General features: G+C 34.1%; 13 protein-coding genes and 2 tRNA genes. 11 read left to right on the plus strand and 4 right to left on the minus strand.

Annotated features, from left to right (window positions below; all coding sequences use genetic code 11):
- Positions 1–15 precede the first annotated feature (15 nt).
- The 3 genes from A9G24_RS06125 (at position 16) to A9G24_RS06135 (ending at position 3,492) form a co-directional block, all read left to right on the plus strand.
- Positions 16–1,986, plus strand: coding sequence for a TonB-dependent receptor domain-containing protein (locus A9G24_RS06125; protein ID WP_065638243.1), 1,971 nt, complete (start codon positions 16–18; stop codon positions 1,984–1,986).
- A 751-nt stretch (positions 1,987–2,737) separates the two neighbouring features.
- Entirely contained in the window at positions 2,738–3,136 is a 399-nt protein-coding gene (locus tag A9G24_RS13035; RefSeq protein WP_218056236.1) for an endonuclease, read from the plus strand.
- Positions 3,137–3,237: 101 nt separating this feature from the next.
- On the plus strand, positions 3,238–3,492 hold the full coding sequence (locus A9G24_RS06135) for a hypothetical protein (protein WP_065638244.1): 255 nt from the start codon (positions 3,238–3,240) through the stop codon (positions 3,490–3,492).
- A 469-nt stretch (positions 3,493–3,961) separates the two neighbouring features.
- Here A9G24_RS06135 and A9G24_RS06145 read toward each other — a convergent pair.
- A tRNA-Val gene (locus A9G24_RS06145) sits at positions 3,962–4,038 on the minus strand.
- A gap of 279 nt (positions 4,039–4,317) precedes the next feature.
- On the opposite strand from A9G24_RS06145, the gene recQ reads away from it, so the two are divergent.
- The 5 genes from recQ to A9G24_RS06170 all read left to right on the plus strand — a co-directional run bounded on the left by recQ (position 4,318) and on the right by A9G24_RS06170 (position 12,351).
- Positions 4,318–6,147: a DNA helicase RecQ gene (gene recQ, locus A9G24_RS06150; RefSeq protein ID WP_065638246.1), complete on the plus strand. Its 1,830-nt coding sequence runs from the start codon at positions 4,318–4,320 to the stop codon at positions 6,145–6,147.
- Between the two features lie 605 nt (positions 6,148–6,752).
- A complete protein-coding gene (locus A9G24_RS06155; RefSeq protein WP_065638247.1) occupies positions 6,753–7,595 on the plus strand; it encodes a Rossmann-like and DUF2520 domain-containing protein in 843 nt (280 codons plus the stop codon).
- The gene (panB, locus tag A9G24_RS06160) at positions 7,592–8,434 is read left to right on the plus strand and encodes a 3-methyl-2-oxobutanoate hydroxymethyltransferase (protein ID WP_065638248.1); all 843 of its coding nucleotides are present in this window, start codon (positions 7,592–7,594) and stop codon (positions 8,432–8,434) included. The genes A9G24_RS06155 and panB overlap by 4 nt, the downstream gene beginning before the upstream one ends.
- An 11-nt stretch (positions 8,435–8,445) precedes the next feature.
- Positions 8,446–9,294, plus strand: a complete 849-nt coding sequence (gene panC / locus A9G24_RS06165; protein WP_065638249.1) for a pantoate--beta-alanine ligase — start codon at positions 8,446–8,448, stop codon at positions 9,292–9,294.
- A gap of 198 nt (positions 9,295–9,492) precedes the next feature.
- A complete protein-coding gene (locus A9G24_RS06170) occupies positions 9,493–12,351 on the plus strand; it encodes a valine--tRNA ligase (protein WP_065638250.1) in 2,859 nt (952 codons plus the stop codon).
- Between the two features lie 43 nt (positions 12,352–12,394).
- Here A9G24_RS06170 and A9G24_RS06175 read toward each other — a convergent pair.
- Together A9G24_RS06175 and A9G24_RS06180 are read right to left on the minus strand one after the other, a co-directional pair.
- Positions 12,395–13,728, minus strand: a protein-coding gene (locus A9G24_RS06175) for an IS1182 family transposase (protein ID WP_255307229.1) whose coding sequence is annotated in 2 segments (ribosomal slippage) — positions 12,395–13,155 and positions 13,155–13,728 — 1,335 coding nt in all. Because the reading frame shifts where the segments join, the coding sequence is not laid out codon by codon here.
- A 114-nt stretch (positions 13,729–13,842) separates the two neighbouring features.
- Positions 13,843–14,514, minus strand: a complete 672-nt coding sequence (locus A9G24_RS06180; RefSeq protein ID WP_065638251.1) for an OmpW family outer membrane protein — start codon at positions 14,512–14,514, stop codon at positions 13,843–13,845.
- A 301-nt stretch (positions 14,515–14,815) separates the two neighbouring features.
- Between A9G24_RS06180 and A9G24_RS06185 the strand changes: the two genes are divergently transcribed.
- The 3 genes from A9G24_RS06185 (at position 14,816) to A9G24_RS06195 (ending at position 16,872) form a co-directional block, all read left to right on the plus strand.
- Positions 14,816–14,891 (plus strand) — tRNA-Lys (locus A9G24_RS06185).
- Positions 14,892–15,083: 192 nt separating this feature from the next.
- Entirely contained in the window at positions 15,084–16,316 is a 1,233-nt protein-coding gene (locus tag A9G24_RS06190; RefSeq protein ID WP_065638252.1) for a tyrosine-type recombinase/integrase, read from the plus strand.
- A 37-nt stretch (positions 16,317–16,353) separates the two neighbouring features.
- The gene (locus A9G24_RS06195) at positions 16,354–16,872 is read left to right on the plus strand and encodes a helix-turn-helix transcriptional regulator (RefSeq protein ID WP_065638253.1); all 519 of its coding nucleotides are present in this window, start codon (positions 16,354–16,356) and stop codon (positions 16,870–16,872) included.
- A gap of 413 nt (positions 16,873–17,285) precedes the next feature.
- Here the strand turns inward: A9G24_RS06195 and A9G24_RS06200 are convergent, their stop codons facing one another.
- Positions 17,286–17,777, minus strand: a complete 492-nt coding sequence (locus tag A9G24_RS06200; RefSeq protein WP_065638254.1) for a hypothetical protein — start codon at positions 17,775–17,777, stop codon at positions 17,286–17,288.
- Between the last annotated feature and the right edge of the window lie 350 nt (positions 17,778–18,127).

Here is an 18,127-nt window from a genome sequence, read left to right on the forward strand (position 1 = left end):
AATGGGGTTATAAAAATGAACGCAAAAAAGAAGTTTAAATTGGCAAAACATGTCATCAATACGGGCATTTTGTTGTCATTATCAAGCACTGCTATCGCGGCTAGCAATATAGATACTGACACTATGGTTGTTACTGCATCAGGGTTTTCTCAGCAAGTTAAGGAAGCGCCAGCAACTATTTCGGTTATTACACCTAAAGAGATCGAAAATAAGCCATATCGCGATGTTACTGACGCGCTAAAAGATATCCCAGGTGTAAATATCACAGGGGGGGGGGATTCCACTGATATTAGTATTCGCGGGATGGATGCTAAATATACGTTAATATTAGTGGATGGTAAAAAAATTAGCACTCGTGAAACCAGACCAAACAGTGATAATTCCGGATTTGAGCAAGGTTGGTTACCACCATTAACAGCAATTGAACGTATTGAAGTTGTGCGTGGTCCTATGTCGTCGTTGTATGGTTCTGATGCAATGGGGGGCGTTATTAATATTATTACCAAAAAAGTATCAAATAAATGGCAAAGTGGTTTGCGTCTAGAATCGGTTATTCCTTATCGTTCAAAAGAAAAAGATACCTACACGGGCAGCTTTTCAACCATAGGACCAATTATTGATGATGTTTTAGGTATTCAACTGTATGGACAGTATTCAAAACGTCATGAAGATGAATTTCTCAGTGGTCATGCTGGGCAAAAATTACGCAGTTTAAATGGTAAATTATCGTTAAATGCCACAGAGACGCAAAAATTTGATCTGGATTTTGGACGAGCTTTACAAAATAGTAACGCAACGGCGGGTAAAACAAGAGATAAATCTAGAAGTGACTTTAATAGAGATAATAGACGAAATACATTTGCACTAACACATAATGGCTTGTTTGGTGATGTATCCACCACTTCATTTGTCGCTTATGAAGGTAATAATAACCCTAAAAGACAGATGAAAATTCGAAATACGGATGTAGATACACGTGTTACTATTCCTTTTAGTATTAATATGCTGACTTTAGGTGGAAAATATAATTATCAAGAGTTGCACGATAAAGGAAATCAATTAAAAACCACATTATCTAAAATTGATCGTTGGAATTATGCGCTATTTGGTGAAGATGAATTACGTATTTTAGAAAATTGGAGTTTAACATTAGGGTTACGTTACAACAAAGACGAAAATTATGGTAGCAACTGGAACCCTAGGGTTTACAGTGTTTGGAATATTGATGATAACTTTACCTTAAAAGGTGGTTATTCAACGGGTTATGCGACTCCACAATTACGTTATGTTGTAACGGATTGGGGGCAAGTCACTGGAGGCGGATATTCTGATGGGGTAATCATTGGAAATCCAAATTTAAAACCAGAAAAATCAAATAATTTTGAAATTGGTATAGGTTATACCAATGATTATGGTATCGATGCTTCGGCAACCGCATTTTACACAAAATATAAAGATAAAATTCAATCCTATTATATTTGTGATCGTAAAAGTGGCAGAAAATGTTTGTTAAAAGGTTATAGTAAAAAGTTTGACTTTATACAAGGTCGTGAAAATGTGGGTAAAGCTGATCTTAAAGGCCTTGAGCTCTCATTTAAAACACCTTTATTTACTGATTTCTTATTAAGTTCTAACTATTCTTGGACAAAAACAGAACAAAAAAGTGGTCAATATAAAGGACGAGCTTTAAATCGAACGCCTAAACAAAAATTCAACACTCAACTCGATTGGTATGCTACACAGCAATGGGACTTATGGGTTAAATTGGCCTATTATGGCATGGAATCATCGAATAATCGTAATGGTACAAAAGTTGACTATCCAGGCTATACTTTCTGGGATATAGGGGCATCTTATCAAGTACATAAACAAGCTAAGGTTTATGCTGGTGTTTATAACTTATTTGATAAAGATGTCAGTAACGAAGATTTTGGTAAAACATTAGAAGGTAGACGCTATTTTGTCGGTACTGAAATTAATTTCTAATTAACCAATATGTTAGTTTGGTTTATTCTTCTAAGGCAGCTTTAATTTAGCTGCCTTTTTTATAAATAATCCATTAGCTTATGCGTTTATTTACTAAAAAATCATCAATATAACATATTAATTTTACTTGAGTTTTTTATTTTTGATAAAAATACTCTGTATCAATCATGAATTGAGTTTGTGATATATCTAAGCTTTTACTTACTTGCTCAATTAATGCAATATTGTCAATGTGTTGTTTTAAATCTTCTACTTCAATCCCCGTTTTGAGGCGTTTCAGTGACTGATTTTGCCATAAATCACCTTGATTGATTAAATATCTGTTGATATATTTAAAACTAGAGGTGGGTACGTCCCACCTTTGATGGTTAATTGACTGGAAATGATATCAATATTATAAACAAGAGAATTAAGCGTATATTTATTCTTTTACTCTTTTAAATCCTTATCGAAAGCTGAGGGTTTATTTTATCAAGTTCCTTGCTGGATGGTTGCTGTTGCAGGATGCTTACTATAAAAGTCGATGTTTTATATAACATTTTACATTTATTGGATTTATTTTAAATGGATTTTATGGGAAAAATAGCTATCTTACTTTTATTTACACCGTTATTAGTTTATTCAGCACAGAACTTTAATTCAGCTAAAACACATTTAACTAAATTATATAAATCAAACCCTAATCAAACTACATTTTATTGCGGCTGAGAATTTTCGTGGATAGATAAAAAAATGTTGTTGATTTTGACAAATGTGGATACCAGACAAGAAAAATCAGGCTAGAGCTGAACGCATTGAGTGGGAACATGTTATACCTGCCGAAAATTTTGGTAGACACCTAACATGCTGGCAAGCAGGTGGACGTAAAGCGTGTAAAAAAGATGCTACCTTCAATCAAATAGCAAGTGATATGCATAACTTTCAAGCGGCTATTGGTGAAGTGAATGGCGATAGGTCTAATTATCGTTATTCGCTATTCACTAAAGCATTTAATCAGTATGGAAAGTGTAAAAGTGCTGTGGATTTTAAAGCTCGCATATTCCAGCCACATGACGAAATTCGAGGAATGATAGCACGTACATATCTTTACATGTCTGATAAATATAAAATCAATTTATCTAATCAAGAAGAAAAGCTGATGAGGGCGTGAGATAAAATGTATGCACCTGAAAATTGGGAATGCAAGCGTAATGAGCATATAGCAAAAGTGCAAGGTAATGATAATAAGTTTGTTACTGGGTGGTGTACACAATGAAAAAGTTAATCGTATTATTTTTAATTATTTTTTGGTCGCAAATTGTAGATGCGGCGGTAATCCATAATATAACGTATCGTGGTTCAGATCCTGATGCAATTAGGTTGATCGGTGGTGTATCTTTTTTTGCTTTGATTTGTATCTGTTTTATTATGGCCAATTTTCTATTAGAAGAGAGTGACAAACCAAAGGATGAGCAAGACAAATTAAAGCAAAATGGAGTGCGTTCTAGCAAAAAAACAAGCCAGTGAACGAGAAATTCAAGAAATACGAAATATATACTTCTAAGAATTTTAAAAAGAAAAAATGAAGTCGCTTGACTGTGTTTTTTTGTGTCCAGATTTTGAGTAATTCACTCAATACCAAGTCGACAGCAATGCTATGTACACATCTACATAATAAACAGTATTAGACTAAAGAGCGATTTAAATTTATGAAAAAATTAGGGAAGTAAGCAGGTAGAATGTTATTAAACTGGAAACGAGTTAAGTCAATTATTGAAAATAAGACCCATTCCTTTCACCAAAATAAAACTCAAATTTTAAGCAAAAAATCAGTCATAAAAATCGCCGATTTTATTGAAATTTTTTCATGTGGAAATTCGTTTATTTTGAAATTGTTAGCATTTAAAGGGCTATTTAATGGTATCCATTTTATCCTACTAATAAAATCTGAATTTAAGGTAATCACTTTAAAGGCTTTTTAGATAAGGCTTTAGAATGGTACGCCCGGGTGGACTCGAACCACTGACCCCCACCATGTCAAGGTGATGCTCTAACCAACTGAGCTACGGGCGTATATTTGAAACACGCAAATATTAGCTGGCAAATTGATTTGTAGCAAGTAAAAAAATAAAAAAATAGCTGATTTTTTAATCTTTTGAACTAAATGGATTGTAAAATAAACATTTTTGCTTCTGATTTTAAAAAAATTATAATATTTGAATCCAAAATCTTTTCTAAAAAATTTTTTATTATTGGGATGAATTGTAAATTTATGTAATTTCGTGGTGGTTTGTTTAAACTAATTTAGCTATACTCGCTACTTCAAGTTAGGCGCAACATATTTAGGTTTGTATGTCGATAAAAGATCAGATTGAAGATGTTTTGCAAAATGTTTTTGGTTACAAGTCATTTAGAAATCAACAAAGAGAAATAATTGAATCTATTATCGATGGACGTGATACTTTAATAATTATTCCTACAGGCGGCGGGAAATCTTTATGTTATCAAATTCCCTCAGTATTATTGCCGGGAACAGCAATTATTGTATCCCCTTTAATTTCTTTGATGAAAGATCAGGTTGATCAGCTATTAGCCAATGGTATTTCTGCTGCCTATCTTAATGCCTCACTATCATCGACCGAGCAACAAGAAGTTATCAAAAAATATTTGGATCACTCTATAAAGCTGTTATATGTTTCTCCTGAACGATTAGCATTACAGGCTTTTTCTACATTAATCGATGAATATCCACCTTCATTAATTGCTATTGATGAGGCACATTGTATTTCACAATGGGGACATGATTTTAGGCCTGATTATCGTCAATTAGGACAACTTTCAACGCGTTTTCCTAACGTACCCATTGTTGCATTAACCGCAACTGCCGACAAAATGACGCAGACTGATATTATTCATCAATTAAATTTGGTCGATCCATTAGTAATAGTGCGAAGTTTTGATCGGCCAAATATTCGTTATACGGTGGTCGAAAAATTTAATCAAACTGAGCAAGTTGTTTCGTTTATTGAGACACAAAAAGGCAATAGTGGCATTATTTATTGTTCTAGCCGTTCAAGAGTGGAAGATATGACCACTAGACTTGCTGCGCGAGGATTTTCCGTTAAAGCTTATCATGCAGGGCTGTCTAATAATGAGCGCCAACAAGCACAGGAAGATTTTTTAAAAGATAATGTGCAAATTATCGTAGCAACTGTTGCATTTGGTATGGGGATTAATAAACCCAATGTGCGTTTTGTTGTTCATGCAGACTGTCCGCGAACGATTGAAGCTTATTATCAAGAAACGGGGCGAGCGGGGCGTGATGGCTTACCTGCTGAAGCGATGCTACTATTTAATAGCAAAGATCTTAATTGGTATCAGCAACAAGTTATTGAGAAAAGAGAGGGTCAACATAAACTGGTCGAATTGCAAAAGATTGATGCAATGGAGGCTTTTGGGCAAAGTTTGACTTGTCGGCGCATTGTGTTGCTTAATTATTTTGGTGAACAACGGGAAGAGCCTTGTAATAACTGTGATGTTTGTTTGTATCCACCTGAACTTTATGATGGCTTAATTGATGCACAAAAAGTTTTATCCTGTGTTTATCGCGTTGAACAACGTTATGGGGCGCAATATATTGTGGATGTTTTACGTGGCTCTGGGCGCTCTCAAATTAAAGATAATGGTCATAATAAATTATCCGTTTATGGCATTGGTAAACAGCATTCATCTGGCTATTGGCTCAGTGTTATTAGACAACTGGTTTATTTGGGATATTTAAACCAAAATATATCAACTTATACAACCCTTCAATTAACACAAAAAGCACGTTTAATTCTTCGGGGGGAAACATCATTATCATTGGCTAAACCTCGTTTAGAAATTGTTAAGAAAAGCCGTATAAATCGTTACGCTAGAGCAATTAATTTAACAACTATTCTAGCTTACGAAGAGCGAATTTTATTTAATAATCTTAAACGATTGCGTAAAGATATTGCCGATGCTGAAGATATTCCACCCTATATTGTTTTTAGTGATGCGACATTGCTTGAAATGGTTCAAACTAAACCAGAAAGCAAAAAGCAGCTCATTAATATTACTGGTGTAGGTAAAATCAAGTTGGAAAAATATGGTAATTTGTTCTTAGATGAAATAAATGAATTTATGATAAAAAATATGTAATTTGTAGGAATAGGTTTTATAAATGTTTGATTGATAAGACGGTTATCTCCCGTTTTAACTAATAGATGTTGCGAATTCTCAATTAACCATCAAACGGTATAGAATCCTGAATATTTTTTACAAAAAATATAACCTTAAAAGTTAACAGTTGTATAAATATCCCATAGTGAGTACAAAATTCATGTAAAAAATACGTTTCCTGTATTCGTGTTTTATTTTCTAATTTAACCAGACGTTTAATGTCATCACTGTGGTATTTTTACTGATTAAGGGGACAAATAGCTCTAATCGGGCTTTTTTAGCTCATTATTAATAGTCCGATGACTAACCATAAAATGTTTAACTTAATCAGTGATGGTTGTTTTTCTCTATGATATAAGCACCATGCACCACCATATCGCTTGTTTGTGATACGACATTAATTCTGTATATTCATTACAGTATTTTCTTAAATTACCATAAATAGTGCGAGTAATTCCTACACTTTGTCATTATTAAAAATGATAATTTTCCATTCAGTTCCATATGTTATTGGTCTCTAATTTAATTGAATATTAAGCTAGTTGAGCTATAATGCGACAATTATTTAATAAGTTACAGTTACAATGATTATCGGTTTTATTGGTGCGGGTAAAGTAGGTTGCACCTTAGCTAAGTATTTTTCTTTATGTGGAATGCGGATTGCTGGGTTTTATAGCCGATCTTATGAACATGCAAAAGAGGCAAGTGATTTTACTCACAGTCAAGCTTATACATCGTTAGCTGATTTAGTTAATGATTGTGATTGCTTATTGGTTACTGTATCAGATAGCCAAATAGCCACTGTTTGGCAAGAACTTTGCCTGTTACCTATTGCTAATAAGTGGATCGGTCATTGTAGTGGGCTGTTAACGTCACATATATTTAGCCTGCATAATATCGTTCATCCATTTGCGTTTTCATTGCATCCTTTATATGCCATTTATGATAGATTTGATTGTTATAAAGCTCTGTCAGGTGTTTCTTTTACGCTTGAGGCAAATGAAAATGTTATCCATCAATTACAGACTTTTTTAACCCCACTAAAAAATCCTTTAGCCATTTTACCAGCAAGTAAAAAAGTGCTTTACCATGCGGCTTGTGTTATGTTGAGTAATCAAGTTATTGCATTGGTACAAATTGGTATTGATTTGCTTAGTCAATGCGGATTAAATGTTGAATTTAGTGAACAAGCTTGGCGTTTATTATTCCTAGAAAATGCTAAAAATATATGTGAAGTAGGCGTCATTGATGCTCTAACTGGACCTGTCGAACGAGGCGATATTGAAACGATCAAACATCATATAATGACTATGCCGGTCGAACTAAAAATTATTTACCAGCAGTTATCTGCTATTTTACTTAATATTAGTCGAACAAAACATCCAAGCAAGGACTATCGACAATTAGAATTGGAGTTGTTACCTTGAAAAACACGATTGCCATTTTAAAAGAACGTAAACAAAATCGACAAAAAATTACAATGCTAACCGCTTATGATTACACTACAGCCAAATTAATGGACGAAAGTGGTGTAGATTGTTTATTAGTGGGGGATTCTTTAGGTATGGTGATGCTGGGTTACGATAGCACGGTATCGGTTACTATGGAAGATATGATCCATCACTCCAAAGCGGTTGCAAGAGCAGCTAAGTCCGCATTTGTTGTCACTGATTTACCTTTTATGTCTTATCAAACATCTGTGTATGATGCAGTTTTAAATGCTGGTCGCCTAATTAAAGAAGGTCAAGTTCAAGCGGTTAAACTTGAAGGCGGACAAGCATTTTTTGAACATATCAAAATGATTACACAAGCTTCCATTCCGGTTGTTGCGCATATTGGGCTTATGCCTCAATCCGTTCTTGCTTTAGGGGGATATAAAGTTCAAGGTAAAGATTATCAAGAAGCTAAAAATATTGTTCTTGATGCATTAGCGGTTGAACAAGCGGGTGCAATTGCGATTGTACTTGAATGTGTACCTGCTGATTTAGCTAAATTGATCTCACAATTAGTGAGTATTCCAACTATTGGTATTGGCGCAGGTGTAAATTGTGATGGACAGGTGCTTGTTTATCAAGATATGCTGTCTATGTATGATGGTGTTGCATCAAAATTTGTCAAATCTTTTGCCCCAATTGGTAATCATATGAAACAAGCGTTTACTGACTATTGCCAAGAAGTAAAACAGCAACAATTTCCTACTTCAACCCATGAATTTGCCATTGATGGTGAGGTAATGAACAAACTTAAATCTGAGTTTCAATCATAAGGGATAACTAGATGAATGTTGTAACGACAATAGGACAAGTACGAGAACAAGTTAAAGCTTGGCGTCAAGCAGGGGATAGTATCGGACTTGTTCCAACCATGGGTTATTTGCATGAAGGCCATCAAAGCTTAATGGCTGCGGCTAAAAGGGACAACCAAAAAGTTATTGTGACGATTTTTGTTAACCCTATACAATTTGGACCTTCAGAAGATCTTGCTAGTTATCCACATGATTTAGAACGGGATAAAATCGCTTGTGAGAAGATGGGGGTAGATTTGATTTTTTGTCCAACTGCCAGTGAAATGTATGATGCTAATTTTAATAGCAATGTTGATGTTAAAGGTTTAACAAATGCTTTATGCGGAAAAAAGCGCCCAGGGCATTTCAAAGGCGTTTGCACTGTTGTCACAAAATTATTCAATATCACACAACCTGATCGTGCTTATTTTGGACAGAAAGATGCACAGCAGTTAGCGGTAATTAAACGAATGGTCAGTGATCTGAATTTCGACATTGAAATTATTGGTTGCCCTATTGTGCGTGAAGCAGACGGACTGGCTAAAAGTTCACGTAATAGCTATTTGTCTGAACGTGAACGATCCGCAGCTGTGTGCCTTTATCAAGCAATTGAATGTGCCAATGCAATGATAAAGCAAGGGGAAACGTCGGTAACTGTTATAACAAAAGCTATGCATGATCTGATTGTCAACCAACCTTTAGCCAAGATTGACTATATTGAATTTGTCGATCTAGCATCATTAACATCGGTTGATAGGCTTGAACAAGATAGTTTATGTGCGCTAGCGGTTTATATTGGTAAAACACGATTAATTGATAATTTTATTTATCAACATTACTAATTACCAATTATATTTACAATGATAGATATAAAAAACCGCTTAATACAAGGCGGTTTTTTTATGCTATTCATCGTATTCTAAAAATTTTTACAATTCGATTAAATCAATGAGTTTATTGTTCTGCTAATTTATTGTTTGTCTATTTTACTGTAGAATAGCAACCATTTTATGCCTTAAATCAGGATTTATGCATTAATTATGAAAAACACGACTTATAATCCACAAGAAATTGAACAACCTCTTTATAAGCATTGGGAAAAAAGTGGTTACTTCAAACCCAATGGTGATAAATCGCAACCAAGTTATTGTATTGCCATTCCACCGCCGAATGTGACAGGTAGTTTACATATGGGGCATGCTTTTCAGCAAACCATTATGGATGCATTAATTCGTTATCATCGTATGCAAGGTAATAATACCTTGTGGCAATCGGGTACCGATCATGCCGGTATTGCAACGCAAATGGTGGTAGAGCGCAAAATTGCGGCTGAAGAAAATAAAACTCGCCATGATTACGGACGTGATGCTTTTATTGACAAGATTTGGCAATGGAAAGCCGAATCAGGCGGTAGCATTACTAAGCAAATGCGTCGCTTAGGGGATTCGGTTGATTGGGATCGCGAACGCTTCACCATGGATGAAGGTCTATCAAATGCAGTGAAAGAAGTCTTCGTTCGTTTATATCAAGAAAATCTTATCTATCGTGGTAAACGTTTAGTCAATTGGGATCCAAAACTACGTACAGCTATTTCTGATCTTGAAGTTGAAAACCGCGAAGTTAAAGGTTCAATGTGGCACTTACGTTATCCATTAGCTGATGGAGCTAAAACAGCCGACGGTAAAGATTACTTAGTGGTGGCAACCACTCGTCCTGAAACCTTATTTGGGGATACAGGGGTTGCGGTGAATCCTGAAGATCCTCGTTATAAAGATCTGATTGGTCAATTTGTTATATTACCATTTGTTAACCGCCGTATTCCAATTGTGGGGGATGAACATGCCGACATGACCAAAGGTACTGGATGCGTAAAAATCACCCCTGCGCATGATTTTAATGACTATGAAGTTGGGCGACGTCATCAATTACCGATGATCAACATTTTAACGTTTGATGGGGATATTCGTCAGCAAGCTGAAGTGTTTGATACTAATGGTGAGCCAAGTGGGGCTTACGAACCAACCATTCCGGCTCAATTCCAGAACCTAGAACGTTTTGCCGCGCGTAAGGCAGTCGTTGCAGAATGTGAATCATTGGGTATTTTAGAAAAAACCGAACCGCATGATTTGACCGTTCCATATGGTGACCGTGGTGGCGTTGTGATTGAACCTATGCTAACCGATCAATGGTATGTGCGAGCAAAAGTGCTTGCCGAGCCTGCTATTGATGCAGTAAAAAATGGTGATATCCAATTTGTACCAAAACAGTATGAAAATATGTATTTTTCTTGGATGAATGATATACAAGATTGGTGTATTTCACGTCAATTATGGTGGGGGCACCGTATTCCTGCTTGGTATGATAAACAAGGTAATGTTTATGTTGGTCGTGACGAAGCTGAAGTACGACGCGAGAATAATCTGTCGAATGATATTGAATTATCGCAAGATGAAGATGTGCTGGATACTTGGTTTTCGTCTGCGCTTTGGACATTTTCAACGTTGGGTTGGCCGAATAATACTGATGATTTAGCCACCTTCCATCCAACTAATGTGCTGGTGACGGGGTTTGATATTATCTTCTTCTGGGTAGCTAGAATGATCATGATGACCATGCACTTTATTAAGGATGAACATGGTAAACCACAAGTTCCTTTTAAAACGGTGTATGTCACAGGTTTAATTCGTGATGAAGAAGGACAGAAAATGTCTAAATCTAAAGGAAACGTTATCGATCCTTTAGATATGATTGATGGTATCTCACTGCCAGCTTTATTAGAAAAACGGACTGGCAATATGATGCAGCCTCAATTAGCTGAAAAAATTGCTAAACGCACTCAAAAACAGTTCCCTAATGGCATTGAGGCACACGGTACAGATGCGCTACGCTTTACTTTAGCCGCGTTAGCCTCAACTGGGCGTGATATTAATTGGGATTTAAAACGTTTAGAAGGTTATCGTAATTTCTGTAATAAACTTTGGAACGCTAGTCGTTATGTGCTGATGAATACAGAAGGGCACGATTGTGGCTTTAAAAGTGGGGATTTAGATTATTCTTTAGCAGATAAATGGATTTTAGCCGAATTTAATCAAACCATTAAATCTTACCGAGAAGCATTTGATACTTATCGTTTTGATTTAGCCGCTAATATTTTATATGAGTTCACATGGAATCAATTCTGTGACTGGTATTTAGAGCTAACCAAATCCATTTTAGCCAATGGAGAACCATCACAGCAACGCGCAGCTCGCCATACGTTAATTACGGTATTAGAAGCTCTATTACGTCTTGCGCACCCGATTATTCCATTTATAACCGAAGCAATTTGGCAAAATGTAAAAGGCTTAATGAATATAACTGCTGACACTATAATGTTACAGCCAATGCCTGCTTTTGATGAACAGCATTCAGATGATCAAGCAATAGCCGATATTAATTGGATAAAAGATGTCGTAATTGCCGTACGAAACATTCGTGCCGAAATGAATATTGCGCCAAGTAAACCACTACAATTATTGATTCGAAAAGGATCTCCAACGGTACATCGAATCATCGCTGATAACATCAATTTTATTGAATCATTAGCAAGATTGTCTGAAATTGTTTTACTTGGTGATGGTGAAACTGGACCATTATCGGTCACAAAACTGGTTGATGGCGCCGAGTTGCTAATCCCAATGGCAGGATTAATCAATAAAGAAAACGAACTTGCGCGTTTAGAAAAAGAAATTGAACGCATCAATGGCGAAATTTCTCGTATTGAAAATAAACTGTCTAATGCCAGCTTTGTCGACAAAGCCCCTGCGGCAGTAGTTGCGAAAGAAAAAGAAAAACAACAAGGTTATATTGATGATAAAGCCAAACTGCAAGAGCAGTATGTTGCCATAAAAAATCTTTAATCTTTTTTTAATCTTTGTAATAAAAACCTCTCGTTTGAGAGGTTCAGATTGATGACAAACCTCGATATAATTCGGGGTTTATTTTTTTATTTAAACCATAAATAGGCTTTTTAATTTGGATTTGATTAAATAAATTAAAAAATAGCTTAAAAAAACGTAACAAAAATAGCTTTATCGCTATTTTCTTGATATTTTGAGCCATTGCGGCCAATAAACACTGCATTTGAACCTGCGCTCTTCCTCTAAATCGTGCATAGCGATGTCCGTGGTGTTGTTTAGCATCAGCAAAGCTGCGCTCTATGGTTTCTTTTCGCCGAGCATAGACTTTTTTACCCCACTGACTTAAACGAATTTCGTTGGCTATCTCTTTATCTGCTTCCCAAATATGCCGTGTGATGACTTTCTGTGTATTTTTACTCTGTGTACACTGTGACAATAACGGACAGATTTTGCAGGTTGTTGCATCAGAATGATAATGACGATAACCCAACACCGGATATATCTGCTTTGCCAGCAGTAAATGGCAAATGGGAGCCGTAAAATAACCCGCATCAAGACCGACACCAACCGGATTAAAGCCAAACCGCTCTAGCTGGCGTTTTAATCGAGCCATGTAAGGCTGGGAATCATGGATATTTCCGGCAGTGACATAGGTATCGGTAATTAAATTATGTTTGCCATCAACCGTTCGGTGATCTAAGTAGAAGAATCCTTTAGGCTTGCCTTCCCGATGCATAAAGCCACTGTCTGGATCTGTTGTACTGACTTTAACCTCCTTGTATTTCTCTACCGTCGATGGCTTTAAGGCTTTTTTCCGTTTAATTCTCTTTCTGCGTTGATGGCTTGATTAAGCGCATCAATATATTGACTGGGCTCAACAATACGCTGCTCATTACGTGCTTTGCCTTTATTGGCATTTGCTTTTAGGTGAGTACTGTCCGTATATAAAACCCGACCACTTATCAACCCTTTGGCAATGGCCTGCTCAACAATATTATCAAAAATCTGTTGATAGATTTCACTGTCATTAAACCGACGGCGACGATTTTGGCTAAGTGTTGAGGCGTCAATCACTTTTTCGGTTAATCCCATTCCCAGAAACCAGCGGTAAGCTAAATTGACCTGAATTTCCTGAACCAGACGACGTTCACTGGGGATACCGAAAAGATACCCCAATAACATGATTTTAAACAGTCTGACCGGATCTTCTGCTGGACGACCATTATTAGGGCAATAAAGTGGTGCTACCGCTTCTCGAATAAATTCAAAATCAATGACTTTAGCTATTTTACGAACAAGATGATTTTGAGGGACAAGCGCATCTAGCGAGATTTGCTCTATTTTTTCTGGTGTCGCTGGAGTTGGTTTTTTTAGCATAGAAGAACTTCTCTTATAATGGACTCCTCTCTATTAGATCAAAGAACTCGCCAAAAAGCGAGTTCTTTGTCATCAATCTGAACCTCTCGTTTGAGAGGTTTTTTGTTTGCTAATTTAAAATTTATAACCCACACCAATCATTGCAACCCATGGATCAAGCTTATAATTAGCGGTAACTTTAGTATTGCCTAAATGGGTTGTCGCTTTAGTCTCAATATCAATATAACGAATTTGAGCATTCAAAAGCCAATTGTCATTTAAAGAATAATCAGCACCGACTTGTGCTGCCCAGCCCCAAGAACTGTCAAGATCTAAACCATGAAATCCCGCTTTTTTGGCTTCACCACTAAGTTTTTCATCAAAAAAGAAGGTATAGTTAATACCCATTCCAACATAGGGTTGTAACTCATATTGTGAATCAAGTGGATACCAAACAGCACTTAATGTTGGCGGTAGATGTTTAATTTTCCCTAAATGAGCACCAGAAAGTCCCGTTGAATTGCCCCCACCTAGCTTAACCTGATGGCTAAAAGGTGTTGCGGCTAACAGTTCGACACCAATATTATCGGTCACCATATATTGGAAATTTAATCCAAGTTGTGTATCGTTATCGGCTTTTGCTTTTAGATCACTTTTGGCTCCGCCTACTTTAACATGATCACTTTTATCTTGAGGATGAACATAAACAGGCCCACCACGGACGATAATTTCATTTGCAGTATGCGCATAAGTTACTGCGCTGGATAATCCCATTGTGATAAGCATAGCAACTGACGATATTTTCATTTCTTTTCTCCCAATTCATTTATAATTCATTATATAATATTTAATTATGTTGAAAAACGCACTACAGTAAAACATAGACTTATTTAATAATCTAGCAATATTGAAATTTACTTGTTAAATTTAATTTTTATTGATTTATAATAAATTAAACTTAAGTCGCATAATGATAAAATTCTAATGATATTTAGAATATTAAATTTGATTTTTTTGCGATTTATCTCAAAATTTTAGTAAATAAAAATCAGATTAATGATTTGCATTATTGCTTAAAACTATATATAATATAGGCGAATATTTCGGTGGGTTGTTAGCTCAGTCGGTAGAGCAGTTGACTCTTAATCAATTGGTCGCGGGTTCGATCCCCTCACAACCCACCATTCCTCTTTTTTAATCCCTTATCCAATCATTAAAAATCATTAAAAAACAAAGGTTTTAGCTAAAAAATCACTTGCACTAAGTTGCACTAAGTTGCACTGAATTGCGCTAAATTGCATATATGTTTGTATACGTTTTTGTATACGACTATAATGTGACTAAAAACGTATACAAATTTTTAGATGTGAGTTGTTATGGCTAGTAATAAACTAACTGATATAAAAATTAAAAATTTAAAAATTAAAGAAAAAAATTATGAAATAAGTGACGGTAATAGTTTATCAATTTTAATCAAAAAAAATGGTTCAAAAATTTGGCGATTTAGATATTTGAGACCTAATACAAAAAAAGCAAATCAACTTAGTCTTGGTGAATATCCTTTAATTTCTTTAGCTGAAGCAAGAGAAAAAAGGGATGAATTTAAAAAATTATTGTTGAATGGAACAGATCCTGCTAATTACAAATATGAAGAAGAAGAGCAAATACAAAAAGAAGAAAAAAGAAAATTCATTAATATTTTTTGGGATTGGGTAGAAGATCAAAAGTTAAATTTAGATAAAGGTGAGATTACAGAAGGAACTTTTAGAAGAAATAAAAATATTATAGTTAATCATGTTTTAATTCATCATGATTTAGTTAATAAATCTGTTAATGAGTTAATACCAGCAGATTTTAAAGAGTATTTACAACCCTTAATTAATCAAAATAAAACCGATTTAGTTGCTCGAATTTGTCAAGTTGTAGGTAGAGTTTTTAATTATGCTAAAAATCTTGGTTTTGTTGAATATAATAAATTTGAAAATTTAAGATTTGCTACGCACAGATCTAAAAATATGCCAACTTTACCACCTGCTCAGCTACCTCAAATTTTAAAAACAATTAATGATTATCCTGCCACTAAGCAAACTAAACTATTAGCCTATTTTCAACTTTTAACACTGGTGAGACCTGGGGAGGCAGCAACGGCTAAATGGATGGATATTGATTTAAAAAAATCAATTTGGACAATTCCAGCAAATAGTATGAAGATGAGGCGTGAGCATGTAGTACCTTTATCAAAGCAAGCAATAAAAATACTTCAAAAAATGAAGGATATAACACCACCAGATTTTGAATATGTATTTATAAATAGAAAATATTTAAATGATAAAAGTAAACACACAAGTAAAGAAACAGTAAATACAATGCTGAAAAGAGCAGGATTTAAAAATAAATTAGTAGCGCATGGTTTTAGATCTATTGCTTCTACCATTTTAAATGAAAGTTTAAAATTTCATCAAGAATTAATAGAAATATCGTTGGCGCATGTAGATAAAAATATTGTAAGAGCTACTTATAATAATGCTCAATACCTTGAAAAAAGATTTGAATTAATGGGGTGGTGGGGTGATTATGTAGAAAATGTAAGTAATGTTTCAGTTTTATAGTATTATATTGTAATGTAAATTATTTTTTGGAGTATTTATGGGTAGTAAAACAACATTATCAAGTTTTGTGGAAACATTACAAACAATAAGTATTGGACAGCTAGCAACAGCACTAGGTTGTGATGAATCAACGATATATAGATGGTTAAAAGATGAAACATTACAATTACCAAAACCTATACAAGTTGGCAAAAAAAAGGTTTGTTTTATTTATGAAGAAGTAAAAGAATGGTTATATAACAGACCTCGAATTGTTTGTTTTTATAATAGTAGTTTAAATAAAATTGAAACAACTGAAACTATAAGTTTAGTAAGTATTGATGTGGATAATTTAATACCAATGGATGAAGCTTTAGAAAAAATGAAAAAGCATAATATTAATATTAGCCCAAATGCTAAATTAACAGCTATTAATATAAAAGGACATTTATTTGTAGATAGAAATCGATTTGAATATGAATTTTTATTAAATCATTTTACAGCAAATAATTCAAAAAAAGAAAAAAAAGAAGATGGTAAAGTTAATATTAAAAAAATAATTAAAACAACAATATAAAATAACATTTACATGCATTTGCTGGAACAGCTCAAGGTAATGGTATTAGTGGAGGAACAGCACAACAAGGTGGTGCTGAAAATGCTAGCCAAGCTAACAATCCAAATACTGGTACTGATGCTACAACCAACAATGGCAACTCTGGAAATTCTAAAAACAGTATGCCAAATCAGAGTGGTGCTGGGACAGGTTCAAGCTCACCATTAGTAGATAAGGGTGACGGACAAAACAAAAATTCGCCTTTAGTTGATAAAGATAATAAACCAAAACTTGATGATTAAAAATAAAAAGTAAAAAGAGGGAATTCCCTCTTTTTATTAATAAATCTAATTTAATTACAAGTAATTAATATATAAAAAAGGTGACTTATGTGTCACCTTTTCTTTTGAATTAAAAATTTATTTATAATAGGACTATTTTTTAGTTACATCAGGAAAATATAATGTAGCTGTATAGTCAATCTTATCTTGATTATTTACTTCCCATAATAAATTGGTAGAAAAATTATCTTGATTACACCATGCCCACATTTTTTCTCTATAATCTTTTTTATTTTCTTGAGATTGCTTAACCTCTTTTAGAGTATCTAAAAAAATTTCTTTTGTTCTATTATCTACTTTTTCTAAAAATTTTCTACTTGCTGTTTCAAAAACATCTCTTTGCATAATCAATCTATACATTACTTCTGTATCATTAGACAAAGCTAATTTATAATTAGCAATTTGATTTTGATAATAAATAATATCTTGTTTATTTTTTTTAATTTGTCTTTTTAAATTAATATTTGATGAAGATATTCCTTTACCAAAAGGATTATCTATTTCCTCACATACTTTCCTATGTTCTTCTTTCTTTTTAGCATAATGATTAGCAATATCTTCAACAACAGCAGCGCCCCATAGCATAATTCTGTACCTCTTTACCTTAAATCAGATTTTACTGATTTTGTCAACTTTTAATTAATTATAACATTATGTTTTTTTAACTATATTTTGTTAAAAAAATGTCTATTTTTACTTCAAATATAGTATAGTATGATCGATTTAACAGATCAATACAATTAATTACAATAGTTTAAACCTATTGTAATTAACCGCACTGATCGATAAAATCTTTCGAAAATTTTTAAAAAGTAACAAGTTAAGTAAAAAAAAGGCTTTTAGTCTTTTGTTTGTTTAATCAAAATTGGATATGTAAAAAAATGATAGATAAGATTTTTTTAATAACAAGAATAGCGTTTATAATTACAGCAGTT

It is taken from the genome of Gilliamella sp. App6-5, assembly GCF_001690525.1.
Lineage (GTDB): Bacteria > Pseudomonadota > Gammaproteobacteria > Enterobacterales > Orbaceae > Gilliamella > Gilliamella apicola_H.